Annotated in this window: 22 protein-coding genes, 1 tRNA gene and 1 pseudogene; 8 read left to right on the forward strand and 16 right to left on the reverse strand. The window is 65.6% G+C overall.

The features are described 5' to 3' along the window. Window positions 1–214: 214 nt before the first annotated feature. Both ON32_RS00165 and ON32_RS30730 read left to right on the forward strand, forming a co-directional pair. Entirely contained in the window at window positions 215–1549 is a 1335-nt protein-coding gene (locus tag ON32_RS00165) for an MFS transporter (RefSeq protein WP_051132699.1), read from the forward strand. A gap of 678 nt (window positions 1550–2227) precedes the next feature. Beyond that, window positions 2228–2634 (forward strand): annotated as a pseudogene (locus ON32_RS30730) (VOC family protein). 95 nt (window positions 2635–2729) lie between these two features. Here the strand turns inward: ON32_RS30730 and ON32_RS00175 are convergent. Together ON32_RS00175 and ON32_RS00180 are read right to left on the reverse strand one after the other, a co-directional pair. Next, entirely contained in the window at window positions 2730–3239 is a 510-nt protein-coding gene (locus tag ON32_RS00175) for a thioesterase family protein (RefSeq protein ID WP_040787731.1), read from the reverse strand. Between the two features lie 262 nt (window positions 3240–3501). Continuing rightward, window positions 3502–4422: an oxygenase MpaB family protein gene (locus ON32_RS00180; protein ID WP_040787732.1), complete on the reverse strand. Its 921-nt coding sequence runs from the start codon at window positions 4420–4422 to the stop codon at window positions 3502–3504. Window positions 4423–5100: 678 nt separating this feature from the next. Here ON32_RS00180 and ON32_RS00185 point away from each other — a divergent pair. Both ON32_RS00185 and ON32_RS00190 read left to right on the forward strand, forming a co-directional pair. After that, the gene (locus ON32_RS00185; RefSeq protein WP_083873799.1) at window positions 5101–6198 is read left to right on the forward strand and encodes an ATP-binding cassette domain-containing protein; all 1098 of its coding nucleotides are present in this window, start codon (window positions 5101–5103) and stop codon (window positions 6196–6198) included. Between the two features lie 59 nt (window positions 6199–6257). After that, window positions 6258–7052 (forward strand): ABC transporter permease, encoded by a 795-nt coding sequence (locus ON32_RS00190; RefSeq protein WP_040787895.1) that lies wholly within the window; start codon window positions 6258–6260, stop codon window positions 7050–7052. Here the strand turns inward: ON32_RS00190 and ON32_RS00195 are convergent. Then, window positions 7042–7263, reverse strand: coding sequence for a hypothetical protein (locus ON32_RS00195; protein ID WP_040787733.1), 222 nt, complete (start codon window positions 7261–7263; stop codon window positions 7042–7044). The two genes, ON32_RS00190 and ON32_RS00195, sit on opposite strands and share 11 nt — an antisense overlap. A gap of 204 nt (window positions 7264–7467) precedes the next feature. Between ON32_RS00195 and ON32_RS00200 the strand changes: the two genes are divergently transcribed. After that, a complete protein-coding gene (locus ON32_RS00200) occupies window positions 7468–8358 on the forward strand; it encodes a rhomboid family intramembrane serine protease (RefSeq protein ID WP_051132700.1) in 891 nt (296 codons plus the stop codon). Window positions 8359–8360: 2 nt separating this feature from the next. Here ON32_RS00200 and ON32_RS00205 read toward each other — a convergent pair whose 3' ends face one another. Then, window positions 8361–8822, reverse strand: a complete 462-nt coding sequence (locus ON32_RS00205; protein WP_040787737.1) for a PH domain-containing protein — start codon at window positions 8820–8822, stop codon at window positions 8361–8363. A 164-nt stretch (window positions 8823–8986) separates the two neighbouring features. Beyond that, entirely contained in the window at window positions 8987–9256 is a 270-nt protein-coding gene (gene crgA / locus ON32_RS00210) for a cell division protein CrgA (protein ID WP_040787738.1), read from the reverse strand. 193 nt (window positions 9257–9449) lie between these two features. Here crgA and ON32_RS00215 point away from each other — a divergent pair, with 193 nt between their 5' ends. Further along, complete coding sequence (locus ON32_RS00215; RefSeq protein WP_040787739.1) at window positions 9450–10091, forward strand: aminodeoxychorismate/anthranilate synthase component II; 642 nt, start codon at window positions 9450–9452, stop codon at window positions 10089–10091. A 66-nt stretch (window positions 10092–10157) separates the two neighbouring features. Here ON32_RS00215 and ON32_RS00220 read toward each other — a convergent pair whose 3' ends face one another. From ON32_RS00220 to ON32_RS00255, 8 genes are all read right to left on the reverse strand, one after another. Continuing rightward, a complete protein-coding gene (locus ON32_RS00220) occupies window positions 10158–10577 on the reverse strand; it encodes a CBS domain-containing protein (protein WP_040787741.1) in 420 nt (139 codons plus the stop codon). Window positions 10578–10903: 326 nt separating this feature from the next. Further along, entirely contained in the window at window positions 10904–12826 is a 1923-nt protein-coding gene (gene pknB / locus ON32_RS00225; protein ID WP_040787743.1) for a Stk1 family PASTA domain-containing Ser/Thr kinase, read from the reverse strand. After that, complete coding sequence (locus ON32_RS00230; RefSeq protein ID WP_040787745.1) at window positions 12823–14376, reverse strand: protein kinase domain-containing protein; 1554 nt, start codon at window positions 14374–14376, stop codon at window positions 12823–12825. The genes pknB and ON32_RS00230 overlap by 4 nt, the downstream gene beginning before the upstream one ends. Window positions 14377–14413: 37 nt before the next feature. After that, window positions 14414–15880, reverse strand: a complete 1467-nt coding sequence (locus tag ON32_RS00235; protein ID WP_040787747.1) for a peptidoglycan D,D-transpeptidase FtsI family protein — start codon at window positions 15878–15880, stop codon at window positions 14414–14416. After that, window positions 15877–17349 (reverse strand): FtsW/RodA/SpoVE family cell cycle protein, encoded by a 1473-nt coding sequence (locus ON32_RS00240; protein WP_040787748.1) that lies wholly within the window; start codon window positions 17347–17349, stop codon window positions 15877–15879. Before ON32_RS00240 ends, ON32_RS00235 begins: the two co-directional genes overlap by 4 nt. Next, window positions 17349–18884 (reverse strand): PP2C family protein-serine/threonine phosphatase, encoded by a 1536-nt coding sequence (locus tag ON32_RS00245; protein WP_040787749.1) that lies wholly within the window; start codon window positions 18882–18884, stop codon window positions 17349–17351. Before ON32_RS00245 ends, ON32_RS00240 begins: the two co-directional genes overlap by 1 nt. Beyond that, a complete protein-coding gene (locus ON32_RS00250; RefSeq protein WP_040787750.1) occupies window positions 18881–19348 on the reverse strand; it encodes an FHA domain-containing protein FhaB/FipA in 468 nt (155 codons plus the stop codon). Before ON32_RS00250 ends, ON32_RS00245 begins: the two co-directional genes overlap by 4 nt. Before the next feature lie 197 nt (window positions 19349–19545). Beyond that, window positions 19546–20934 carry an FHA domain-containing protein gene (locus ON32_RS00255; RefSeq protein ID WP_040787751.1) on the reverse strand — a complete coding sequence of 463 codons (1389 nt, stop codon included), beginning with the start codon at window positions 20932–20934 and terminating at the stop codon, window positions 19546–19548. 250 nt (window positions 20935–21184) lie between these two features. On the opposite strand from ON32_RS00255, the gene ON32_RS00260 reads away from it, so the two are divergent. Next, window positions 21185–21270 (forward strand) — tRNA-Leu (locus ON32_RS00260). Window positions 21271–21822: 552 nt separating this feature from the next. Here ON32_RS00260 and ON32_RS00265 read toward each other — a convergent pair. Both ON32_RS00265 and ON32_RS00270 read right to left on the reverse strand, forming a co-directional pair. Further along, complete coding sequence (locus ON32_RS00265) at window positions 21823–22671, reverse strand: MHYT domain-containing protein (RefSeq protein WP_083873801.1); 849 nt, start codon at window positions 22669–22671, stop codon at window positions 21823–21825. 186 nt (window positions 22672–22857) lie between these two features. Then, window positions 22858–24039: an NADH:flavin oxidoreductase gene (locus ON32_RS00270; RefSeq protein ID WP_040787899.1), complete on the reverse strand. Its 1182-nt coding sequence runs from the start codon at window positions 24037–24039 to the stop codon at window positions 22858–22860. Window positions 24040–24133: 94 nt separating this feature from the next. Between ON32_RS00270 and ON32_RS00275 the strand changes: the two genes are divergently transcribed. Continuing rightward, window positions 24134–24901 carry an SDR family NAD(P)-dependent oxidoreductase gene (locus tag ON32_RS00275; protein WP_040787753.1) on the forward strand — a complete coding sequence of 256 codons (768 nt, stop codon included), beginning with the start codon at window positions 24134–24136 and terminating at the stop codon, window positions 24899–24901. On the opposite strand, the gene ON32_RS00280 is transcribed toward ON32_RS00275, so the two are convergent. Next, the gene (locus ON32_RS00280) at window positions 24853–25383 is read right to left on the reverse strand and encodes a hypothetical protein (protein WP_051132701.1); all 531 of its coding nucleotides are present in this window, start codon (window positions 25381–25383) and stop codon (window positions 24853–24855) included. The two genes, ON32_RS00275 and ON32_RS00280, sit on opposite strands and share 49 nt — an antisense overlap. Window positions 25384–25400: the final 17 nt, after the last annotated feature.

A 25400-nucleotide genomic window follows, 5' to 3' on the forward strand; every position in this document is an offset into this window, starting at 1 on the left:
CAGTGACCTGGTCGTCTCGCTAGCGGCGGGACGACCAGCTCGTAACAACACTTCACCTGGAACGTCCAGCCGCTTCGTGAACTGGTCCGGAGCGGCCCTTGGTGCTGCTCGGTAACCCTTCAGAGCGACGGAGCACTCGATGCTTTCAGGCATTTCCTCTACTTCTCGCGGGCAAAGTCCCGCCCCTGTACGCGTATGGCTCGTGTTGTGCGCAATGTCTATGCTGCAATTCTTCATCGCGGTCGACGTGACCGTGGTCAACATCGCGCTGCCCTCGATCGGTGCGGACTACGGCATCGACGGCCACTCCCTGACCTGGGTCGTGGTCGGTTACACGATTACCGGTGGCGGGTTGCTGATGCTCGGCGGTCGGCTCGGCGACCTGCTGGGCCGCCGCCGTACCCTCCTGGTAGGCACGATGTTGTTCGGCGCGGCGTCCCTATTGGCAGGCCTTGCCCCCTCGTTCCCGGTGCTGGTCGCAGCTCGTCTCCTGCAAGGGGCCGGTGAGGCCGTCGCGCTGCCCGCGGCGATGGCAACCATCGTGCTGCTGTTCCCCGAAGGGCCGCGCCGTTCCCACGCCCTGAGCGTGTGGGCAGCCGTGGCCAGTTGCGGTTTGGTGCTCGGGTTCGCGCTGTCCGGGATCATCACTGCTCACCTGGGATGGCGATGGGTGTTTCTGGTCTCGGTGCCGTTCATCGTGGTCGTGGTTATGGCTGCGCTTTTCCTGGTTCCGGCCGACCGGTCCGTGCCCCGTGAGCGGGGCCGGCCGGACCTGCCCGGCGCGCTCCTGCTGACGGCGTGCCCGCTGCTGTTCGTCTACGCCGTGGTCGAGGCCGGTGAGCCCGGCACGAGTCCGTGGCCGATCATGGCCTCGCTTGCCGGTGCGGCAGCGGCCGCCGTCGGGTTCGTGTGGGTCGAGTCGAGGTCGCAGAACCCGCTGGTCCCGATGACCTTCTTCGCCGACCGGTCCCGGGTGCGGGCGAACCTGACCACCACGCTGCTCAGTGGAGCGCTGTCGACCTCGTTCCTGCTGTTCACCTTCTATCTCCAAGACCGGCTAGGCATCGGTCCGCTCGGGGCAGGACTGACGATGCTGCCGCTGGCGGTGGCGCTGATCGCGGCTTCGATGCTCGTACCGCACTTGCTGGAACGCTGGGGTGCGCGTGCGTGTGTGATGATCGGACTCGCCTGCGCCGCGGGCGCGATGGTCGTGGTCGCTGTCGTCACCGTCCTCGGTGGTGGGGCGGCATGGTTGTTCCCGGCGATGCTGCTGATCGCGGCGGGTATGGGTTTCGGCCTTGTCGGCCTGCAGTACATCGCGGTCAGCGGGACCACGGACGACGACGCCGGGATCGCCTCGGGCGTCCAGCGCGCCGCCGACCAGCTCGGTGGCGCGACCGGTGTGGCCGTTTATGTGGGAATCGGTTTCGCTCCGGCTCTGCACGCCGGTGATCCATTCCTTGTCGCTGCGGTGTTGGCTATCGCAGGGCCGGCCCTGGGCGCGGTGGTCACCGGCCGGGCTTCAGGTGCTGTCAAGGCCGACGCATAGACCGAACAGCACGACGCTCGCCCCTGTCGCAGTCGCGTGTCTGTCGTAGGGGCGGGCGCTTCTGTTTCCTCTGCTTCCCGAACGGACCATCGCTCATCCTCTGGGGTGCCATCGCTCCCGCATCCTTGACAGGGTCGTGTTCGACAAACTCCTTGCCCGCCTCGTCCTGGGAGGTTCCTACCGACAGCACGCGGACGAGACCTGCTCGGCGACCAGGATGCGTGCCCGGCGCGATGAATGGATCCGAGCGGGTGTTTTCAACGCAATCCACCGTCTCGCTCTTGGTGCCATGATCAGGCGGTCGGGCCCGACCTCGACGACTTCGTGGTGAAATGCGGTGGCATTCCAATCGGCCGGGTCCCGGCCGGAGCCAACCGGAACGACTTTCCTCTTCTGCGTCCCACACTCGAGAAACTCGAGGTTTTGGATTTCATCTGCCGCAGAAGATCACTGTCCACTTGGACGCAGGCCAGGACTCCGTGATCACTCGAAGTCTCCTCGAGGAGCTGGGATGCGATTGGCGGATCAGTCCGAAGGGCGCGTTCGTGCCGATCAACCACACCCGTCGGTGGGTGGTCGAACGCACGAACGTTTGGCAGCCACGCAACCGAGAGGCGATGATTCTCGCGGCGTCGGGCCGTCTCTGCTGAGATCTGTACCGATCCGAAAGGAAACGCCATGAACTGGACCCGCGGGGTCGTTATCGTCCGGGTATCGGATATCGATCGGGCGAAGGACTGCTACAGCGAGCGATCGGGGTTCACGGTCGACCACGATACAAGGGTCGGCAACAGCGGGCGCATCGTGCAGCCGATGCCACGGGCTCCGGTTGCTCCATAGTCATCGGCGAAGGCGCGATCCCGAAGATGGAACCCGGCTCCGTGAAGGGTCTCCAACTGGTCGTGTCCGATATCAAGCAGGCGCACAAGGAACTGGTGGCGCGCGGCGTCGCGGTCACCGATATCCGAGTTGTGGACGAAAATCATTCTCCCACAATGGATCCGCTCGACAATGTCGGCTTCATCTTCTTCGAGTACCCGGACGGTAACAGCTGGAGCGTGCAGCAGATCTCATCGCGAGGGTGACCGGGCCGCCGGGCCCGCGGACGTATTCGCGGACGATCCGAGGTGAGCGGAGTTCGATACACCGGTGGCGAATCACCTGCCGGTTATCGGGTCGGCTACCGGCGAACTCCCATGACACCGCAGACGGGTGCGGACCAGTCGACATCCGCGGAGCGCAGTTCGCGATCTATCGCGGCGGCGATATCGGGGGCGAACGGGGTGACCTTCCGGCTGGTCAGATCGACGTGGATACCGACCAATTCCAGGGTGCAGGAGAGTTTTTCGGTGGTGTCGTTGACCAGGAGCGCCATACCGTGCACGACTTTGTCGGAGCGTTCGATACCGCGGAAGTACACCGACACCTCGTCTCCGACCCGGGTTTCGGCGTAGTAGCGAATGTGGTGTTCGGCGGTGAAGAAACCTTGACCGCGTTCGGCGCGGTAGTCGTCGGTGATGCCGATCCGGTCGAATACCCGACCCGCTCCCTCGACGCACAGGTCGAAGTAGTGCCGCACGTTCATGTGGTCGTTCTCGTCCCGGAATTTCTCGGGGACCGTGAACGGGCCCAGCTCCCTGGACAGGCGGATTACCTGGTGGTAGTCGGGGACGAGGGTGGTGCTGGTCATCGTCGCGGCTCCTGTCGGCTCGAGCTCCGCGAGAGTATAACGAGCGTTAACAGATACTGTTGCGATCGTCCGCGTGGAGCCACCTGTGCTCGATGCCGCCGCGGAGCTGTTCTATACGAGAAGGGTTTCCACGGTACGAGCGTGGACGAGCCGGATAAGCGGCCCGGAGATGCCTCTGTGTGGCCCCCGTCGAGGAGGCGAGGGCGGCCACGTAGATATGCTCGAGGTAGATATGCCCGAGGTAGATATGCCCGAGCGATTCTCAGACCGGTCGGGTGGCGATGACCTTGCGCAGTTTGGCCTTGTCGCGCTCCAGTCGGCGCGCTTCGTAGGCGATGGGGAAATAACGCAGCCGTTCCGGCAGCAGGGGGATCAGGCGGGCGATCACCCAACCGAGCACACGCAGTTTGCGTTCATCGGATTCGGTCCAGGTCAGGCCCAGTTTGCGTCGCGCAGCCTCGGGGGTGGTGCCCACGGTGACGAAGTACTGCATCCGTCCGATGGGATCGGCCGACAGCCGCCACAGGGGGTGCAGAATCCGCGGCAACTGCTTCGGCGGGGCGATGGTGCGGATCACCTTCAGGTAGTCGCGAGCCGTCTGGGTGGCGACGAGATGGTTTTCCACGGTATCGGTGAAGAACTTCTCGAAATCCGCGTAGGTGGCGGGCAATTCCTTGGGGGGCACCGAGAAGTTACGCATCAACTGCAATGTTTCCCGGTAGTACTCCTCTTTCTCGGCTCTGGTGAGCGGCCGACGCGAGAAGTACTTCGCGTTTTCGCTGAACGCGAAGGTGCCGGTGTGCAGCACCCATGCCCAGGGGCCGCTGGACAGTGCCTTGTGCTTGACCCCGTGTTCGTCGACGGTGTTGAGCGGGGCGTGCATGGTGCGCAGACGCTCGGTTTCGGCCAGTGCTTCTTCGCCGCCGTAGGTCCAGGTCATCACCGCGGAGAGGCTGCGTACGGCTCGGCCGACCGGATCGGTGCGGAAGGTCGAGTACTTGTCGACCACGGCGGAGATGGTCGGTTCCATGGTCTGCAACAGGAACGCCGAACCTGCGGTGAGAGAGAAGGTGATCAGGCCGACCTCTTCCCAGGTGCGGGTGCCGGGACCGAACGGCCGACGCGGGGGAAGCACGTCGGGGTCGACCCGGGTGAAGGCGGTGTCGTCGACGGACGCGGTCATGCGGATCTCCCTTGATCAACTGCAGCGACAGAATGAGATAATGATACTAGAAATATCTCATCATTGCGGTGGTCAATTTTCGCCACAGCGAGGCCCATCCGTCGAGGACGGTGGTAGCGCGCTGCGATTTCGACGAGTCGGTGCCGAGAGAGGTGAGAGTCGCGAGGGCCGGAACGAGGGCCGGAACTTCGGGTCCGGACATGAGAGCGGGCCTCGGCGAAGGGGGGGAGTTGGCCGAGGCCCGCATAAGGTCGGCCCGGGGGGGAGGGGCCGACACGAACGATCCTACGCGATGATCCGCCGCTAGGTGTGAAGGCGAACCATGAGTTTCGAACTTTTTTTGGGGCGGTTCACACCGGCGCCGGTGGCCGCAACACATCGTGCGGTAAGGCGGCACACGACGTTTCCTGTTCGTCCGCAATCACCGAATCGGTCGAACCCGCACGAGCGCGGCCCGAGCGGCGGCCGGGGTGGGGACGGCCTCCGCACTGTGATGCGGCAATCCCGGGCCTGGATAAATGAGGTGAAAACGGCGGCGGGTGGCGCAATACTGAGATCCGCCTTGGTTGAACGACCGGATATGAGCCCTGCCGTCGGTGTGATTCCGCCGTCGGGAACAACACGTAGTCGTCGCGAAACAGCAGACGCGAAACAGCAGATACGAATCCCAGGAGAACCATGCCCGACGCAATCGTCGCCGAGGGGCTCGTCAAACGATACGGCGGGCTGCGGGCCCTCGACGGGCTCGATCTGACCGTGCCGGAGGGGACCGTCACCGCCCTGCTGGGCCCCAATGGAGCCGGTAAGACCACCACCGTCCGAGTCCTCACCACACTCTTGGTTCCCGATGCGGGCCGCGCGACCGTGGCCGGGGTGGACGTCCTTCGGAACCCGCGTGCGCTGCGATCCCGGATCGGTGCCTCGGGACAGTACGCCGCGGTGGACGAATATCTCACCGGTTTCGAGAACCTCGAAATGGTGGGTCGGCTCTACCACATGGGAATCCGGCGCAGTAAAGCACGCGCCCGCGAACTATTGGACCGCTTCCGGCTCACCGATGCCGCCGACCGCCCGGTCAAGGGATATTCGGGAGGTATGCGTCGCCGGCTCGATCTCGCGGGCGCTCTGGTCGCCAATCCACCGGTCCTGTTCCTGGACGAGCCGACGACGGGCCTGGACCCGCGGGCCCGGCTGGATCTGTGGGATGTGATCGAGGAACTGGTTGCCGGTGGCACCACCTTGCTGTTGACCACCCAATACATGGAGGAGGCCGACCGGCTCGCCGATGCCATCGCGGTGATCGACCACGGTCGGGTGATCGCCCGGGGTACGGCCGACGAACTGAAGACCAAGGTCGGCGGCGATCGGATCGAACTCACGGTCGGCCACGTCGACGATCTGCCGGTGGCGCGACAAGCGCTGGCCGCCCTGGCCGATGGAGAGATTCATCTGGAACCGGCGCTGCGCCGGATCATCGTGCCGGTCAGCGATGGTTCCCAGGCGCTGGTCTCCGCGGTCGGCCGGCTGGCCGAGTACAAGGTCGAGATCCATGACGTCGGATTACGACGACCTTCGCTCGACGATGTCTTCCTCACCCTCACCGGTCGCGAGGCGGATGAGAAACCCGTCGACAGCGCCGACGAGGCCGATGGTGCGGAGCGAACCTCGACTGTTGTCGCGGCCGGCCCGACAAGTGGGGAGGACCCGGCGGCCGGAGGAGCCGGGCCCGCACATCCCCTGACGAATCAGGCGGCAACGGAAGGAAAGACCGGATGACCACGGTGGCCCCGGGAAAACACCCGGACGAACGCCTCGCTCTGCTCGAACGATTGTCCATGGTGATCGGTGACAGCCTCACCGTCACCAAACGCAATGTCATCAAGATCAAGCGGGTACCCGATGTGCTGATCTTCAGCACTCTCTCGCCGATCATGTTCGTACTGCTCTTCGCGTACATCTTCGGGAGTGCGATCAAGGTACCGGGGTTGGAAGGCGGCTACCGTGAGTATCTGATCGCGGGCATCTTCGCGCAGACCGTGGTCTTCGGCTCCACCTTCACCGGGTTGAGCCTGGCCGAGGATATGCAGAAGGGCATCATCGACCGCTTTCGCACGCTGCCCATGGCGCCGTCCTCGGTGCTCATCGGCCGCACTGTCAGCGATGTGGTGATCAACCTCGTCAGCCTGGTGGTGATGTCACTGACCGGCCTGATGGTCGGCTGGCGTATCCGGGGTTCGTTCCTGGACGCCATCCTGGCCTACATGCTGCTGTTGCTGTTCGCCTACGCGATCTCCTGGATCATGGCGGTGGTCGGGCTGCTCGTCCGCACGCCCGAGGTCTTCAACAACGCCAGCTTCATGGTGATCTTCCCGCTCACCTTCCTGGCCAACACCTTCGTGCCGTTGAACGACCTACCGGCCGTGCTGCGGGTATTCGCCGAATGGAACCCGGTATCGGCGCTCACCCAGGCGACACGCGAACTGTTCGGCAACACCTCACCGCTCGCGGACACCTCGACCGCTTGGTCGATGCAGCATCCGGTGGCCACCACCCTGCTCTGGGTGGTGATCATTCTCGCGGTGTTCGTGCCGGCCGCGCTGCGCCAGTACCACCGGACCGTCAGTCGCTGACCTGCGGTCGGGTGTCGGTGTTCGTCCCCTCGGAGGTCGACACCGCATTACCGCGGGTATAGCCGATCCGCGGTGGAACGGGGGCAGGGTCGGGTAGCTGTGGGCGTTTGTTGCGTATCACCAGAGCGGTACCACCGGCTGCCGCGACCGCGGCGGCGGCCAACAGCCGATTACGCGAACGACCGGACAGACGTAATGGTCCCAAGCTCATTCATCAACTTTTACACAGGCCGGGCGAATATGCAGAACCCCAGGTGGTGCCCGCAGTCGGGGTGTGTCGGAGCGGTGTGGCCCCGCCTGGGGTGCCGGGGCGATCGAAGGGGCCGTGGCACGATGGGCTCGTGAGTACCAGCCACGGTGCCGGCCCCGCGACCTGTTCGGATTCGGGCCGTCCCCCTGTGAACCGGATGTTCCGATGAACCCCCAGTACCCCGCGGACCCACGGCAGTCGATACCGGTCTGTGTGCGTCATCCGGACCGCTCGACCGGTTTGTCCTGTACCCGGTGCGGTAGGCCCGCCTGCCCCGAATGTCTGCGTCCGGCCTCGGTCGGCCAGCATTGCGTGGACTGTTTGCGCGTCGATCGGCGTTCGGCACCGCAGGTACGGACGGTGGCCGCGGGAACGGCCCCCCGGACCGCGATCCCCTTCGTGACCTACGCCTTGATCGCGGTGAATGTGCTGGTCTTCGGGATCACCGCGGCCCAATCGCGCAGCGTGCTGGACAACTACGCAGGTTCCGCACTCTTCCTCGACTGGGTCATGTACCCACCCGCGGTCGCCACCGGCGACTGGATCAGAGTGATCGGATCCGGCTTCCTGCACTACGGGCCGATTCACCTGTTGCTCAATATGTTCGCGTTGTACGTCGCGGGACGGGATATCGAACTGGTCCTCGGCCGGGCTCGTTATCTGGCGGTCTACCTGGTCTCACTGCTCGGCGCTTCGGCCGCTGTAATGGTGCTCGACCAGGAAAACCTGACCGCCGGCGCGTCCGGCGCGGTATACGGGCTGTTCGGCTCGATCACCGTGGTGCTGATCCGACTGCGGCAGAGCCCGAACAGCATGTTGATCCTGATCGGCATCAATGTCTTCATCAGTTTCTCGCTGCCCGGTATCTCGCTGTGGGGCCATCTCGGCGGACTGGCAGCGGGCACCCTGGCCACGCTCGGTGTGCTGTTCCTGCCCCAATGGTTGCGGGCGCGTACCCCGGAAAAAGCGCGAGCGGTGGGGTGGACGGCGCTGGGGGCGCTGGCAGTGGTGGCACTATCGGTGATCGCGGTGATGTCGACGGCGCTGACCGTCTAGATCTATCGCACGTCCTCACCACGCAGGTTCAGTTCGGTGCGCAAGGTGTGGTACACCTCCTCGGGATGGGTTCCCAGATCCCATCGACCGAAGATCAGCAGCCGTTCCGCGCCATCGGTGGTCACGTCGATCTCCAGCATGGGCATCTTGCGGCCGAGACGGCGGTAGTACACCGGGCGCGCCCGCAGGATCTGCTCGCGGGTATAGCGTGTCGGTCCGGTGAGGGTGCGCACCACCAGGTGGGGATCGTCGCCGGGAACGAGCGCCAGTCGGGGGCGCTGCCGGAAGCCGAGCACGGCCATCCACAGGAGACCCACCGCGGCCGCGCCGACGAGGAACCGGCTGGGGGCGTCGGGGGAGAAAACGGCGGCGACGGCCATGATCACACCGCCGAGGGCGACCGCGACCAGCGCAGGGGTGGGGGTGGTCCACGCCAGGCGTGGGGCCGGGTTCACGGATGGCATGTGGGCGGTTGCCCCCAATCGGTCCTGGTGGACGGGCGGGCGGGGTGCGTCGGCGTCGTCATGCCATACGGCCTTTCTCCGACCCCACCGCTCGGGCGTTGTGAGTTGTCCACAGGTTCATCCACAGGTGTGTATGAATGACATGTGTGTAATCCGCGCGCGGCTCAACGCCATCGCATGGTCATGATCAGGCCGATCACCATCAGTCCGAACCCGATCAGGAAGTTCCAGGCGTGCAGATCGTTCATCCAGCCGATCTGCTCTGCCGCGAGGTAGTAGACCAGCAACCACAACAACCCGGCCAGCATGAAGCCGAGCATGATGGCGACATACCAGGCCGGCGACGGCCCGGCTGCCTTCACCTTCACCGGGGTTCGGTTGGCGGCGGGATTGATCGTGTAATCGGTCTTCTTCCGGACCTTCGACTTCGGCATGACGTCCTCGTATTCGGCGTGCAGATCCTGACTTCAGGCTATATCACCTGGTACCACGCTCGGGTGTCGACGCCGAAGGAGATGGCGCGGCACGCCGGCCGAAGTGAGTCGAGTGGAGGCGCCGGGAGCGGCGCGTGATCGGGCGGACGTAATCGATGCGACGGCCCGCCGGCCGAACACGTAGGCTCTCATCATGCGTGTTCTGGTCGTCGACAACTACGACAGTTTCGTGTTCAACCTGGTCCAGTACCTGGGCCAGCTGGGCGTGGAAGCCGTGGTCTGGCGTAACGACGATCCGAATCTCGCCGACCGGGACGCCGTCGCCGCCGATTTCGACGGTGTGCTGATAAGCCCCGGACCCGGCACTCCCGACCGCGCGGGGGCCAGTATCGACCTGGTCCATGCCTGCGCGCGAGAGCGGACACCGTTGCTCGGGGTGTGTCTCGGCCACCAGGCCATCGGTGCCGCCTTCGGCGCGACCGTGACCCGGGCTCCGGAACTGCTACACGGCAAGACCAGTTCGGTATTCCATATCGGCGCCGGTGTGTTGGCGGGATTGCCCGACCCGTTCACCGCCACCCGCTATCACTCGCTCACCGTATTGGAAGAGACCCTGCCCGACGAGTTCGAGGTGCTCGGTCGGACCGAGAGCGGCATAGTCATGGCCATGCGCCATCGTGACCTGCCCATCCAGGGAGTGCAATTCCACCCGGAGTCGGTGCTCACCCAGGGCGGGCACCGCATGTTGGCGAATTGGCTCGAAAGCTGCGGGGAACGTCCCGCGGAAGGGCTGATCGAGACGTTGGAAGCGGAAGTGGCGGCGCTGGCGGTGTGATCTACCACCGGAATCGGTCCGGGCGACGGTTGTCCGATCGCCGCCCAGGCCTGTCCGGATCGACGGTCAGGACCGTCCGTAAACCGCGGTGACGAATTCGCCGAGCTGATTGTCGTCCAGATGCCGGGCCAGGTCGGCTTCGCTGATCATGCCGACGAGGCGCTTGTCCTCGATAACCGGTATCCGTTTGACCTGATGGCCCTCCATTTCGTCGAGGACCTCGTCGACGTCGGCATCCGCGGCGACCCATCGGGGCGTCGCCTCACAGAGTTCGGCGGCGCGGGTCCCCGACGGGGACAACCCCTGGGCCACGCATTTGATCACGATGTCGCGGTCGGTGATGATGCCGCACATCCGCTCGTTCTCATCGGCGACGACCAGTGCGCCGACGCCGAGTTCGGCCATGGTGCGGGCCGCCTGTGCGACCGATTGATCCTTGGAAATCCAGTGAGCGCCCGGTTTCATGATGTCCCTGGCAGTGGTCACGGCCTACCTCCTCGTTCCTCAGCGATGCTGGTTCGAATGGAGCAAACCCATCTTCCCATCCGGCCGCTCCGGTCGATACGCCTTGGCCGACACGCTCCGGACACACTCGTTCGCCAACTCGGTGGCCCTTCTGTCGAGCGTGCGATCCTTCTCGGGTACACGTGGGAAATCCCTTGGGCGTGAATGGGATTCACCATAATTCATCGAGGCGTGCCGATGTCCAACGCATCTCGATCGGGTGACGGGAACGAGCCGCGGATAACGATTGGGAGGGACCGACGCAGACCCGAAACCCGGGGCGACCGGGCGGGCCCCGACGGTCCGACTCAGGGGGTACCGAGGGGCAGTACGCCCACGTTTACCGTGACCGGCGAGGTGGTCGTGATGGTGGTGCCGGGTGCGGGGGTCTGTCCGATGATCTTGCCGCCCTGCTCGGAATCGAGGGTTATCTGAGTGAGCTGGCGGATCTGGTTGACGCTGCCCGCCCAACCGGCTTCCCGCAGCACATTCGCCGCCTCCGCCACGCTCAGTCCGGTGAGGTTCGGCATGAGAATACGGTTGCTGTCGGCGACCTGCACGGTGATGGTGGAGCCCTTGTCGGCCATACTGCCGCCGGCCGGATCAGTGGCCAGCACCTCGCCACGTGGCCGCTGCGAAGTCACCTGTTGGATCACGATCTTGAATCCCGCGCTGTCCACCAGGTTCGGTTGGGCCACCTCGATCTGCTGACCCACGACATTGGGCACCCGCACCTGTTCCGGCCCCGATCCGAGCGTGACGGTGATCTGACCGCCCGCGTCGACCTCGACACCCGAACTCGGTTCCTGAGCGATCACCTTGTCCTTGTCCTGCGGGCTGGATGGTCCCTGCCGGACCTGCGGGTTGAGCAGCAGGCCCACCTCGCTGAGCCGTTGTTCGGCCTCTTGCCGGGGCAGACCGGCCAACTGGGGCACGGGGACCTTCTGGGGGCCGGTCGACACCTGTACCGTGATGGTGCTGCCCTCATCGGCACGGGACCCGCCCAGCGGCTGGGTCGAGATGACATTGCCGGTGCTGACCTTGCCATCCGGCTTCTGCTGGATGGCAACACTGAACCCCAGATCCTCCAAGGTCTTCTGGGCCTCATCGATGGAGGTGTTGGACAGATCCGGGACGGCGATCTGATCGGGTTTGCTCCCCGGACCGAGCATCCAGAACAGACCGAAGGCCACCGCGACCGCGACGACGGCACCAAGCGCGAGATAGACGACGCGCCGCGATTGCCGGGTGTCGTTGGATTCGTAGTCGTAATTGTCCAGATCCGCGTCGCCGTGTTCGCCGCTGCGACGGTATCCGTGCGCGGAAGGACCGGTGGAGTCGAGGAAGGTGGTGTGATCCTCGTCGGTCATCACCATCGGCGCGCTCGGTCGCTGCCCGCCGAGCACTCGGATCAGGTCCGCGCGCATCTCGGCCGCGGTCTGATAGCGGTTGGCGGGATTCTTGCTCATCGCCTTCAGAACGACCGAATCCAGCTCGCGCGGTACGCCCTCCTGGACCAGCGACGGCAGCCGCGGATCCTCCCGAACATGCTGGTATGCCACCGCGATGGGAGAGTCACCGGTGAACGGGGGCTCTCCGGTGAGGATCTCGAACAGCACGCAGCCGACCGAATAGACATCCGATCGAGCGTCCACCGTCTCGCCGCGGGCCTGTTCCGGCGAAAGGTACTGCGCGGTGCCGATCACCGCGGCGGTCTGCGTCATCGGGTTGGCGGCATCGGCGATCGCGCGCGCGATGCCGAAGTCCATCACCTTCACCGCACCGGCCTGGTTGATCATGATGTTGGCCGGCTTCATATCGCGGTGCACGATGCCCGCTTTGTGGCTGAAGTCCAGCGCGGCGCAGACGTCCGCCACGACCTCCATCGCCCGGCGCGGTGGCAGCGGCCCTTCGTTGCGCACGATATCGCGCAATGTATCGCCGTCCACGTACTCCATCACGATGTAGGGCAGCGGGCCGCCCCCGATCTCCGCCTCACCGGTGTCGTATACGGCGACGATGGCGGGATGGTTCAGCGCGGCGGCGTTCTGCGCCTCGCGTTTGAACCGCAGATAGAACGTGGGGTCGCGGGCCAGATCGGCGCGCAGCACCTTGATCGCGACATCGCGGTTCAACCGGAGGTCACGTGCCTTGTGGACCTCTGACATCCCGCCGAATCCGATGGTCTCGCCCAGCTCGTAGCGGGAGGAGAGATTCTTCGGGGTCGTCATGGCAGTCCTTGCGGATAGGTAGCCGATGCACGGGGGGCGCGGCCTAAGGCGTCCTCGTCATCGCCCATATCAGGGAACGACGGTATAGGGATCTGAATTGTCGGGAACGGTCGGCGGGTGGTCGTCGTCTGGCTCGGGGTGCTCGGTGCCGCGGTGGGCGTCGACGATGGTGCCGTGGTGGCCGACGGCGCGGTGGTGCCGGGCGGCGTGGTGGTCGGCTCCACGGTCGTCGGCGGCAGGGTGGTCGGTGGCAGGGTGGTCGGCTCCACGGTCGGCGGCTCCGGTTCCGGTTCCGGTTCCACGTACTCGGTGGTCGGTGGCGGCGGCAGCGGCTGTGGAGTGCTACTGGTGACCGTGCTCGTGGTGGCGGGGGCCGGGCGGTTCGGGTCCGGGTTGGTGTCCCCGCCGAACAACAGCCACAGCACCGCGCTGCCCAGCAACAGAGCTCCGATACCGAGCCCGATCAGCAACTTCTGGCTGGTACCGGACAGGCCCGCGCGCCGCTCCTCCGAATCGGGTCGGTCGGCGGCCGGGCGATGCGCACCGGTGGCCGGGCGAGGCGTAGGGGCGGCGCTCCCGCTGTGGGGGTAGCGTGACGTCACATTGTTGTCGAAATCCTGCCGGGAGGGCGGCAGCACCACCGTGGGGTTCGGGGGCAATATCCGGGTGTCGCCCTCATCGATCGGTTCGGCCGGCATGTTCCGGGGTAGCGGGGGCCTGCGTCCGGCGCGGACCGCCGCGACGGCATCGGCGAACTCACCCCCGTCGGCGTAGCGCTGGGTCGGGTCCTTGCCGATGGTGATCTCGATCAGTTCCCGCACATTGGGCGGCAGATCCGATGGCATCGGCGGTGGCGCCTCGCGGACGTGTTTCATCGCGACGGTAATGGCGCCGTCCCCGCTGAACGGACGTTGTCCGGCCAACACCTCGTAGCCCACGATGCCCAGGGCGTACACATCGCTGGCAGCGGTGGCGTCCTCGCCGACCGCCTGCTCGGGTGCGATGTACTGCGCGGTCCCCATCACCATGCCGGTTTTGGTCACCGGAGAGGCATCCACCGCCTTGGCGATACCGAAATCGGTGATCTTCACCTGACCGGTCGGGGTGACCAGGATGTTTCCCGGTTTCACGTCCCGATGCACCACGCCCGCGGCATGCGCCACCTGCAGGGCCCGTCCGGTCTGTTCCAGCAGGTCCAGACCCTGTGCCACGGACAGGCGACCGAGGCGGTTCAGCACGGAGTTCAGCGGCTCGCCCTGTACCAGCTCCATCACCAGATAGGCTGTTTCGCCGCCCTGCGGGTCGTAGGTCTCGCCGTAGTCGTAGATTCCGGCGATACCGGGGTGATTCAACTGTGCGGTGGTCTTGGCCTCGGTGCGGAACCGGTGCCGGAAGGTGGGGTCGGCCGAGAACTCGGACTTGAGCACCTTGACCGCGACGCGCCGGTCGAGCCGGGTGTCCAGGGCCTCCCACACCTGGCCCATCCCGCCGGTAGCGATCAGCCGCTGCAGCCGGTACCGCTCCGCGATCATCGCACCGTTGTTCAGCATCGGGTTCCCCGCAGATTCACTCGCACATCCATCTCGTTCAGCGCCCTCGCAGACCCGCGTCCAACACCGCCCGGGCGACCGGCGCCGCGACCGATCCACCGGTCGCTGCCAGAGCTTGGTCGCCCCCGTTCTCCACGATCACCGCGATGGCGATCTTCGGATTCTGCGCGGGTGCGAATGCTATGTACCAGGCGTGCGGCGGTGTGTTGCGTGAATCGGTGCCGTGTTCGGCCGTACCGGTCTTGGACGCGATCTGGTACGCCGACCGCCCACCGCCCGCGGTGTTGTTCTCCGACGCGATCATCAGGTCGGTCAGCGTCGACGCTACCGCGGCGCTGATCGTCTGCCCCACGGAGACCGGCTCTGTGCTGTCGATCTCACTCAGATCCGGGCCCTGGATCCGGTCGACCAGGTACGGCTCCATTCGGACACCACCATTGGCGATGGTGGCCGCGATCACCGCGTTCTGCAGCGGGGTCAGCGCCACATCACGCTGCCCGATGCTGCTCTGCCCGAGTGCGGCGTCGTCGGGGATATCGCCCACGGTGCTCTCGGCGACCGGAATCGGAATACCGCGGTGGGGGCCGATGCCGAAGGCCGCGGCGGTGTCCTCGAGAGCGGATGCGCCCACTTTGACCCCGAGCTCGACGAACGCGGTGTTGCAGGACCTGCGGAACGCCTCGTACAGCGAGGCCGTGGGCCCGGGACCGCAGGTAGTGCCGTTGTAGTTCTCCAAAGGGGTGCTGGTGCCCGGCAAGGTGATGGTCGGGGCCGCGGTGAACTGGTCCTGGGGTGAGGCGATGCCGCGGGCCAGCGCCGCCGCGGTGACCACGACCTTGAATGTGGAACCGGGCGGGTAGGTCTGCGAGACGGCACGGTTGAGCATCGGCTGGTTCGAATCGGTGTGCAGGTCCTCCCAGGCCTGGGTGCCACTGGCCCCATCGTGGCCCGCCAACCGGTTGGGATCGTAGCTGGGCGTGGAGACCATGGTGAGGATCTTGCCGGTGCTGGGCTCGATGGCCACCACCGAACCGGTGTACCCCCGGTCGGTGAGCTCTTGGTAGGCGGCTTCCTGCATAGCCGGGTCGATGGTGGTGACGACATTGCCGCCCCGCGGGTCGCGGCCGGAGATCAGATCCACCAGGTGGCTACCGAACAATTGGCCGTCGGAGCCGTTGAGCACCGGGTCCTCGGCCCGTTCCAGGCCCGTGCTGCCGTACTGCATCGAATAGAAGCCGGTGACCGGGGCATACGCGGCCGGGCTGCTGGGGTAGACGCGCAGATATTTGTAACGGTCGTCGGTGGCGACCGAACTGGCGAGCACGGTGCCCCCGGCGGAGATCTGTCCGCGCTGGCGTGAGTACTCGTCCAACAGGACCCGCGAGTTGCGCGGATCGGTGCGATAGTCGTCGGCCTTGATGACCTGGATATAAGTGGCGTTGCACAGTAGAGCGACGATCATCACCATAACGGCCATCGACACGCGGCGCAGCGGAGTGTTCACAGCGCTCGCCCCCTTTCCCGACGGCGCACCAGCTGGGTCTGCATTTCCGCGAGCGGTGCGGCCGGTTCGCGTTTGCGGGGCGGGGCCGGGGCCCGCGCGGCGTCGGAGATCTTGATGATCAGGGCCAGCAGCGCGTAGTTGGCCAGCAGCGAGGATCCGCCGTACGACACGAACGGCGTGGTGAGACCGGTGAGCGGGATCAGCTTGGTGACGCCGCCGACCACCACGAAGATCTGGATGGCGATGGTGAACGACAGACCGGCGGCCAGCAGCTTGCCGAAGCTGTCGCGGACGGCGAGGGCGGTGCGCATACCGCGCAGGATCAGGATCAGGAACAGCACGAGTATCGCGGTGAGCCCGATGAGCCCGAGTTCTTCGCCGACGGTGGTGATGATGAAGTCGGTATTGGCGAAGGGCACCTGTGAGGGACGTCCACTACCCAGGCCGGTGCCGGCCAGGCCGCCCGTGGCCAGCCCGAACAGCGACTGGACGATCTGGTAGCCGGTGTTGTTGTAGTCGTCGAACGGATGCAGCCAGGTCGCCACCCGTACCCGGACGTGGCCGAAGAATTGGTAGGCGAAGACGAAGCCGAGGGTGAGCAGGCCACCCCCGATGATCAGCCAGCCGACCCGTTCGGTGGCGATGTAGAGCATCACCAGCACGGTTCCGAAGATCAGTAGGGAGGTGCCGAGATCCTTCTCGAGTACCAGCACTCCGATGCACAGGATCCACACCGCGAGGATGGGGCCCAGGTCCCGCCTGCGCGGGAATTCCATCCCCAGTACATGCCGACCCGCCGCGGTGAACAGTTCACGCTTGGCCACCAGCACCGAGGCGAAGAAGATGATCAGCAGGATCTTGGCGAATTCGCCGGGCTGAATGCTGATACCGGGTAGTTTGATCCAGATCTTGGCGCCGTTGGTCTCGGAGAACCGGCCCGGCAGTATTGCGGGGATGGCCAGCGCCACCAACCCGATCAGCCCGAGGGTGTAGCTGTAGCGGGCCAGGGTGCGGTAGTCGGGCAGCGCGAGCAATACCGCGACGAACACCACGATGCCCAGGGCCGTCCACAGGACCTGGGGATTGGCATTGGGGGCGGGAAGTTCCTGGGACAGGAACGCCGCGTTCTCCTGGTCGGCCAGATCCAGCCGGTGGATCAAGACCAGACCGATACCGTTGAGCAGGGCGACGATCGGCAACAACAGGGGGTCGCTGTACGGCGCGAAGCGCCGGACGGCCAGATGCGCGACCGCGAACAATCCCAGGTAGGCCACGCCGTATTTGGCGATATCCCAGGTGATCGACTGCTCCTGGCTCGCTTCCACCAAAAAGAGCGCGGTGGTGGTGATGAACGCCGAGAAACCGAGCAACAGCAGTTCGGTGTTGCGCCTGGTGCTCGGCGGTACCTGGGCGAAACCGCCCGGGGGACTAGGAAAAGCCCCGGCGGACGGTGGTGCCGGTGCGGACATCAGTCCGTCACCCGGCAGTTCTCCCCCGCGACCTGCGGTTTTGCGGGAGCTGTCGTCGGTGCGGGGGCCGTTGTCGGCGCGGGAGCGGTGGCCGGCGCCGGCGGCTGCAATACCCCATCCGGTGCCGGTGCGGCCGGTGCCGGGACCTCCGGTGTCGGACCGGGGGCGGGCGGCTGCGGTGCGTCCGGTGCCGGGGTGGGCGGTGCCGGCGGCGGTGGCGGCACCGCGCTCGTGCTCGGAACAACGCCGGGCTGCGAAATGCTCGGAGTCTTCCGGCACGGCGGCAGCAGTTCACGTTCGGCGAGGACCCGCATCTGATCTTTGGCCTTCTCCAGTGAGCCGGGTGGCAGTCCTTTGTCCACCTGGTCACGACCGGTCTGCTCGAGATCGCTCATCTTCAGTTCCCGGCAGCCCGGTGGCAATTCGGCGCCGCTTTCGACCAAGGTGAGCGCACCCTGGGCATCGACGCAGCCGATGAGATTCACCTCGTGGATGGAGTAGCCGAGAATCGAGCCGGGCAGTCCGCGCAGGATGACCACGCTCTCGTTGTCCGCGCCCACGTAGTAGTTGTCGCGGATCATCTTGTACCCGACCACCAGACCGATGCCGACGGCCAGCACCAAGGCCATCGCGAGCAGTATCCAGCGCAGTTTGTGCGAGGAAGAGGGCGGGGGTTCGGGAGCGGCCGCGGGGGCGCGGCGCGGAGTCGCCTGCGGCGGGCGCATGGCGGCAGCGCGCCCGGCGGCGGTATTCGGCGGCGGGGTGTCCTCGCTCTCACCGGAGGCGGCGCCCGCCACGATCGGGTGACTTTGTCCGTAGTCGAGATCGATGACATCGGCGACGACGACGGTCACATTGTCCGGGCCGCCACTGCGCAGGGCCAGCTCGATGAGGCGGTCGGCGCATTCGTCGGCCGTGCCCTCGCGCATGGTGTTCGCGATGGTCTCGTCGCTCACCACATCGGAGAGCCCGTCCGAGCACAGCAGATAGCGGTCACCCGCGCGGGCCTCCCGCATGATCAGCGTCGGTTCGATCTCGTTACCGGTGAGGGCGCGCATGATGAGCGAACGCTGCGGGTGGGTATGGGCCTGCTCGGCGGTTATCCGGCCCTCGTCGACCAGGGACTGGACGAAGGTGTCGTCCCGGGTGATCTGGGTGAGTTCGGAGTCGCGGAGCATATAGGCGCGGGAGTCGCCGATATGCACCAAGCCGAGTTTCTTGCCCGCGAACAGGATGGCGGTGAGCGTGGTGCCCATACCGTCCAGTTCCGGCTCTTCCTCGACCTGGTCGGCGATGGCGGCATTTCCCGCGCGGGTGGCGCGGTCGAGTTTGCCGAGGATATCGTCGCCGGGCTCGTCGTCGTCGAGGTGCGCCAATGCGGCGATCATCAGCTGTGACGCCACCTCGCCCGCGGCATGACCACCCATACCATCGGCCAGCGCGAGCAGCCGGGCTCCCGCGTAGACGGAATCTTCGTTGTTTGCGCGGACCAGGCCGCGGTCGCTGCGCGCTGCGTAGCGGAGAACAAGTGTCACGATCGGAGCTCGATCACTGTCTTGCCGACCCGGACAGGTGTGCCGAGCGGAACGCGGACGGCGGTGGTGACTTTTGCACGGTCGAGATAGGTACCGTTCGTCGAGCCGAGGTCTTCGACGTACCAATCGTCACCGCGCGGGGATAGTCGCGCATGTCGAGTGGATGCGTAGTCATCGGTGAGCACCAGCGTTGAGTCATCCGCACGACCGATCAGCACCGGCTGGGTGCCGAGGGTTATGCGAGTGCCGGCGAGGGAACCTTGAGTCACCACAAGATATTTGGCGCCCTTCTGGCCTCGGCGCAGGGATGGCAGCACCGCGGACCCTCGGGTGGGCCGGGGCTGTATCCGCATGCCGGATGCCGCGTAGATATCGCTGCGCAGCGTCCGCAGCACCGTCCATACGAAAACCCACAGCAGCAGGAGGAACCCCGCACGGGTCAGCTGCAGAACCAGTCCCTGCACGGCGCTCCACCTCCTGTTCGACCGTGTGTCGGTGCCGTAGGTGTGGTGCGACCCACCCCACCGCTGTGTTCTGGCGCGGCCCCGATGGGTGCCGCGCGTGTGTTGGCACATCATAGGACCGTCGGCCGATTTCGATCACGATAAGCCGCTCCATTATGTGAGAGGCATCTCGTGATCCGCACGGCGAGCCTACGCGATCAGACGATGCGAATGAGGATCTCGGAGTGTCCGGCGCGAATCACATCGCCGTCGGCCAGCTGCCAGTCCTGCACCGGCGAACCGTTGACCAGGGTGCCGTTGGTCGAACCGAGATCCGAGAGCATCGCGGTCTGGCCGTCCCAGCGCACCTCGATGTGGCGACGGGAGACCCCGGTGTCGGGTAGCCGGAAATGTGCGTCCTGACCACGGCCGATGATATTGCTTCCCTCTCGCAGCTGATATGTGCGGCCGCTGCCGTCGTCGAGGGACAGGGTCGCCGAGAGGGTGCCCCCCGGCGCCGGCGCGTAACCGCCGGCCGCGTAACCGCCCTGGGGGCCGTAGCCGCTCTGCTGCGAGTACGCCGCCTGGTTCGGCTGACCGTAGGCCTGGTCTTCGGCGTAACCGCCCTGCTGGTCGTAGCCCTGGTCGTAGCCCTGTCGGCCGTAGCCCTGGTCGTAGGCCTGCTGGTCGTAGCCCTGCTGGTCGTAACCCTGGTCATAGCCTTGCCGGCCGTAGCCCTGGTCGTAGCCCTGCTGACCGTAGCCCTGGTCGTAGCCCTGTCGGCCGTAGCCCTGGTCGTACCCCTGCTGGGGGTAGCCCTGCTGGTCCGCATATCCCTGGCCGTAGGCCTGCTGGTCTCCCTGGCCGTAGGCCTGCTGGTCGTAGCCCTGTCGGCCGTAACCCTGGTCGTAGGCCTGCTGGTCGTAGCCGGGCCCGCCCTGCTGGTAGTCGTAGCCGTTCTGATAGTCGCCGTAACCCTGAGAATCGGGCGCCCGGTAATCGGAGCCGCCGCCGTACGGCGCGCCGGAGCCGTAGTCGTCGGGGTACGCGCCGTTCTGCGGTCCGCGCCCAGGGGGCGGGGAAGCGTACCCGCGGTTGCGTGGATCGGACTCCGCGTGCTCACGGCTCGGGTCGTAGCCAGAGTTCTGCGTCATGGGGCCAGCTCCTGATTGCGGGTGTGCGTGTCGTTGTGGCAGGGGTTCCGGGCGAGGAGCTGCGGGAGCTCCGCGGCCGACATCGGGGTCGACCCGACCGCTCGTCCTGAACATTCCGGTGTGCAGCGTAGGGGATGCCTCGAATGTCACGTGTACTTCGCCGTAGGTCTGCCATCCTTGATCACGGATGTAGTCCTGTAGATGTTTGGCGAATGCGCGTGTCGTGAGGTCGTGATCGGCATCGAGCTGTCGATGGTCGGAAGGATTTATGGTAATCACATAGCTGTTCGGGGCGAGCATGATCCCGTCGCCGAGGTCCTGGAGTCGATCGGCGGCCTCACGCTGCAGCGCCGCTTCCACCTCCTGGGGCACTACACTCCCACCGAAGGCCCTGGCGAACACATCACCGACGGCGCCCTGCAGGCGACGTTCGAATCTCGATACGATGCCCATCGTGGCCCTCCCTTCGGTGAGGTGGTCTCCTCTTTCGCAACGACGGCGCACGGACATGGCGTGTCGTTCTACGAGCACGTTCTCTGCATGATATCCGCGTTCGCCCACCCCTGTAACTATCGAAGTCGCACGAGAGTTCCACGCTTCCCCGATACGATCGAGGTCACGGCAGGTAGGAGCCCGTCGTCCGGCGGACACCACCGCGATTTCGCCTCTGAGCCGTCCTCGTGATACTGTCTGACCGTCGCTCGGGCGAGTGGCGGAATGGCAGACGCGCTGGCTTCAGGTGCCAGTGTCCTTCGGGACGTGGGGGTTCAAGTCCCCCTTCGCCCACCATGAGATTCAGGGCCGGTCGGAATTTCCGACCGGCCCTGAATCCTTTCACGGGGGCTCGATCTTTTCGCGAGAGCTCGCAAAACTCGCGGAGGCCTCCGAAAGGAACCGAAAGCGGAGAGGAACCAGAAGCGGGGAGGAACCGAAAGCGCCGGTGTGGCCTTCCGGTGCCGACGTGGCCTTCCGGTGCCGACGTGGCCTTCCGGTGCCGACGTGGCCTTCCGGTGCCGACTCGATGAATGCTCCCGGATTCGAGGCCGTGACACGCTCCATGTGGAAGCGGTCTGCCGTGATCGGGGCCGGGCAGGGCGCATTCGCCGGGGTCGTACCCCGTATTGCCCGACGCTGCTTTTCGAGTGGTGAAGATCACTCGACTTATCGGGATGGGTGAGGATACGAGGACGGGCGCGGTTGTGGATTCGGCTCACGGACCGCATCGGGAAGTTGCGAACGACAGGAGCGCGTCGGGTGTCCGTCGGGTGCCCGTCGGGTGTCCTCGGGAGTCGTGATGAGACTGCGAGGGCACCCGATATCGGACGGCGTGGATCTACCCGGCTATTTCCGCTTGTGCCCGTGTGGCAGTAGCCGGCCGTCCTCCGTCACATCGGGGTTGTGCGCCGAGGCGAGAACTCCGTTGCGCTCCCGAACGGATGCGGGCGTGGGGGTGGCCGCGACGACCGCGCGCTCGTCGAATTCGGCAACACCGACCATCATGATCAGCATTGCCAGCACAAGGGTGACCACTGTGATCAGCGGGGTCAGTAGTTCGAGGGGCTCGACACCGGCCGGGGTGGCGCTGTGGTGGCCGGAGTGTTCGGCGTGCATGGCGGTCATGCCCACGTAGTGCATACCGCAGACCGCGACACCCATGATCAGCGCGGCGCCGATAGTGGCCGTCCGCCCGTGGATATGCAGCATGAACCACAGCGCGGCCGTTGCCGCGATCACCGCTATCAGAATCGATGCCGCGACCGGCACGATGGCATAGGACACCTTCGCATCGGATTTCATCGCGTACATACCCATGTAATGCATGGCGGCGACGCCGAGGCCGGTGATCGCGCCACCCAGCGGCAGGGCGACGAACTCGCGCTCGCTGCGCACCACGATGGATAGACCCAGCCACACCACCACGATTGCCACCACGGCGCTGAGCAGGGTCATCGGCACGTCGTAGCTGATGGTCACCGAGCGGATGGAGAAGCCGAGCATCGCGGTGAAGTGCATGACCCAGATACCGGCTCCGCCGAGCGCGACGGCCGCCGCGACGAGCCATCCGGCCGGACGGGACGAGGAGCGGCCGTGCGCAGCGCAGCGCAGACCGAGAATCGACCCGATAACCGAGATGACATAGGCGATGACCGGTGTCACCCACCCATAGTTGAAATGTTCCAGTTCTAACACGCGCGCTCCGTTGCTGGTACCGGTTGCGGACAGCTACGAAACTGGACAATAGGCCAATCTATGGTGTGAACCCGAAATTCATAGGATGACTGACACAACTGCGCCACCTGCGCAAATGGGTCACGTGGTGGTGTGGAGCGGGTGGTCTTCCGGTGTTGTGTTTTCCGTCACCCGCTCCGACGCCGGTCAGGCATCCACCGATTCCGTGGTGAGTACGCAGCGGGTGCGTTCGTAGATGGTCGGCATACAGCGGTTGCAATGCGTGCACGGCGAGACCGAGGCGGATCGGCTCTCCATCTGCCGCACGATGGAAGGGTCATAGAGCAGGGCGCGCGCCATGGCGACGAAATCGAAGCCTTCGGCCATGGCGGTATCGACCGCCTCCCGAGAGGCGATACCGCCGAGCAGAACCAGTGGCAGATCGATGGCCTCGCGGAAACGTCGCGCCATATCGAGCATATAGGTCTCCTGATACGGGTACCGACGCAGGAATTTGTTGCCCGTCATCCGCATCCCCCACCGCAGCGGGATGGGGAACTGCGCGGCGAATTCACGGAGCGGAACGTCGCCGCGGAACAGATACATGGGATTGAGCAGGGAACTGCCGCAGGTGAGTTCGAGCGCGTCCAGGTGGCCGTCGGCGGCCAGCCACTGCGCGACGGTCAGGCTCTCCTCGGGAGCGAATCCGCCGCGTATGCCGTCGTCCATATTGAATTTGGCCAGAACCGCGATCTCTGTTCCCACTTCCGCGCGTACCGCCTCGGCCGTGGACCGAGCGAACCGGGCGCGGTTGGCGAGCGAGCCACCGTAGTCGTCGGATCGCCGGTTGAGCAGGGGGCTGAGGAAGGAACTGATCAGATAGTTGTGGCCGAAATGCAGTTCCACCGCGTCGAATCCGGCTTCGACGGCGAGCCGGGCGGCCCGGGCATGCGCCTCGGCGATGCGATCGATATCGGCTCGGGTCGCCGAGCGGGTCATTCGCATACCGAGAGGGCTGAAATGCTTGGTGGGGGCCAAGGCGGGTAGTTGATTCGATTTCGCATTGGCAACCGGTCCCGCATGTCCCAATTGCGCCGAGATTGCAGCGCCTTCGGCATGTACGGCGTCCGTGAGCTTTCGGAGGCCGGGGAGGGCTTCCGGGCGCATCCAGATCTGGTGCCGGTCGGTCCGTCCCTCGGGGGCGACCGCGCAATACGCGACGGTGGTCATACCCACGCCGCCCGCGGCGACCTGGCGGTGGAAATCGATCAGATCATCGGTGACCAACGCGTCGGGCGTCCGGCTCTCGAAGGTTGCGGCCTTGATGATGCGGTTACGCAAGCGTATCGGGCCGAGTGTCGCGGGGCTGAAGGGATCGGGCGTGTCCATCACCATGAATACACACTAGAACTCGTTACAGTAATACGCCAGGAAAACGGGCATACCTGTTGACTCGTCACCAGAACCTGTTCTAATTCAACCTATGCGCAGATATGACGGCCGGCGGGTTGTGGTGACAGGTGCGGGATCGGGCATCGGCCAGGGTATCGCCCTGCGATTATTGGACGAAGGAGCCCGACTGGTGGCCGCCGATATCAATGCCGAAGGGCTGGCGGTCACGGTCGAGAAGGCCGGTGACGCCGCCGAACGGCTGAGCACCGTACAGGTGGACGTGGCCGACCAGGAGTCGGTACGCGCCGCCGCCGACGCGGCCCTCGCGACCCTGGGCGGACTGGACATGCTGGTGAACGCCGCGGGTATTCTCCGACCGGCGCGCACCCATGAAATGCCGTTGGAAGCCTGGAATCAGGTGATCACGGTGAATCTCACCGGAACCTTCCTGGTAACCCAGGCGCTGTTGCCCGCCCTGGTGGACTCCGGTCACGGTGTGGTGGTGAATCTGTCCTCGACCGCTGCTTTCAGCGCCGCACCGTATCTGGCGGCCTACGCCGCGTCCAAGGCCGGAGTCAACGCTTTCACCCACGCGATCGCATTGGAGTACGTCAAACAGGGGTTGCGTGCGGTCAATATCGTGCCGGCGGGAATCACCAGCGGTATCACCACCAAATCCATCGTCGATCAGCCCGAGGGCGCCGACGGGAGCCTGTTCGCCCGGCTGACCGGATGGATGAACAACGGGGCACTCGGTACGCCCGAGGACATCGCCGGGGTGGTCGCCATGGTCGGCTCCGAGGACGGTCGCTATATGACCGGTACCGAGATCCGAATCGATGGTGGGGCGCTCATGTAGTCCTCCACGGGGTGATGAGCAGGCGAGCGGGTATCGGTTGGCGGTGGTCCGTGCGGTGTTTCACCGTGCGCCCGGCCCGCTCCGATGTCGCACCGACTTCGGTGACCGGTCGGCGGGCGAAAGCGGTGCGCGGTGAACGGCGTCTCGGCCATGGTGTTCGGGGCCAGGGTGTTCGGGGCCAGGGTGTTCGGGGCCAGGGTGTTCGGATCGGCGACGAGGATCACCGCCCGGCCCCGGGGCAGAGTGCCCGGGGCCGGTTCGGCGCAGGCCGCGTCCCGGTCGTCCATGAAATAGATCGTGTCGGTGGTGATGGCGGCGGCCGGACTCGCGTCCGGCGGCGGTAGCGCGGTGAGGAAGTCTTGGCGAGTCGCAATCGTCCCCTGGCGGTCTCCGTTGCGATATCGCGCGGATTGTCTGCGATTCAGCGGAGGTGTGAAACCTCCTTCGAACAGGCCGTGCGGTCGGGCCGGCCGATCGGTCACGCTCGACAACGGGCGCG

Origin of the sequence: Nocardia paucivorans NBRC 100373 (genome assembly GCF_000308675.1) — a bacterium.
In the GTDB taxonomy this organism is placed as follows: Bacteria; Actinomycetota; Actinomycetes; order Mycobacteriales; family Mycobacteriaceae; genus Nocardia; species Nocardia paucivorans.

Coding starts and splice junctions, on each gene's coding strand:
- ON32_RS00165 (WP_051132699.1), top strand. CDS start 215: ATGTCTATGCTGCAATTCTTCATCGCGGTCGACGTGACCGTGGTCAAC.
- ON32_RS00175 (WP_040787731.1), bottom strand. CDS start 3,239: ATGACCAGCACCACCCTCGTCCCCGACTACCACCAGGTAATCCGCCTG.
- ON32_RS00180 (WP_040787732.1), bottom strand. CDS start 4,422: ATGACCGCGTCCGTCGACGACACCGCCTTCACCCGGGTCGACCCCGAC.
- ON32_RS00185 (WP_083873799.1), top strand. CDS start 5,101: ATGCCCGACGCAATCGTCGCCGAGGGGCTCGTCAAACGATACGGCGGG.
- ON32_RS00190 (WP_040787895.1), top strand. CDS start 6,258: ATGGTGATCGGTGACAGCCTCACCGTCACCAAACGCAATGTCATCAAG.
- ON32_RS00195 (WP_040787733.1), bottom strand. CDS start 7,263: ATGAGCTTGGGACCATTACGTCTGTCCGGTCGTTCGCGTAATCGGCTG.
- ON32_RS00200 (WP_051132700.1), top strand. CDS start 7,468: ATGAACCCCCAGTACCCCGCGGACCCACGGCAGTCGATACCGGTCTGT.
- ON32_RS00205 (WP_040787737.1), bottom strand. CDS start 8,822: ATGCCATCCGTGAACCCGGCCCCACGCCTGGCGTGGACCACCCCCACC.
- crgA (WP_040787738.1), bottom strand. CDS start 9,256: ATGCCGAAGTCGAAGGTCCGGAAGAAGACCGATTACACGATCAATCCC.
- ON32_RS00215 (WP_040787739.1), top strand. CDS start 9,450: ATGCGTGTTCTGGTCGTCGACAACTACGACAGTTTCGTGTTCAACCTG.
- pknB (WP_040787743.1), bottom strand. CDS start 12,826: ATGACGACCCCGAAGAATCTCTCCTCCCGCTACGAGCTGGGCGAGACC.
- ON32_RS00230 (WP_040787745.1), bottom strand. CDS start 14,376: ATGCTGAACAACGGTGCGATGATCGCGGAGCGGTACCGGCTGCAGCGG.
- ON32_RS00240 (WP_040787748.1), bottom strand. CDS start 17,349: ATGTCCGCACCGGCACCACCGTCCGCCGGGGCTTTTCCTAGTCCCCCG.
- ON32_RS00255 (WP_040787751.1), bottom strand. CDS start 20,934: ATGGGCATCGTATCGAGATTCGAACGTCGCCTGCAGGGCGCCGTCGGT.
- ON32_RS00270 (WP_040787899.1), bottom strand. CDS start 24,039: ATGGACACGCCCGATCCCTTCAGCCCCGCGACACTCGGCCCGATACGC.
- ON32_RS00275 (WP_040787753.1), top strand. CDS start 24,134: ATGCGCAGATATGACGGCCGGCGGGTTGTGGTGACAGGTGCGGGATCG.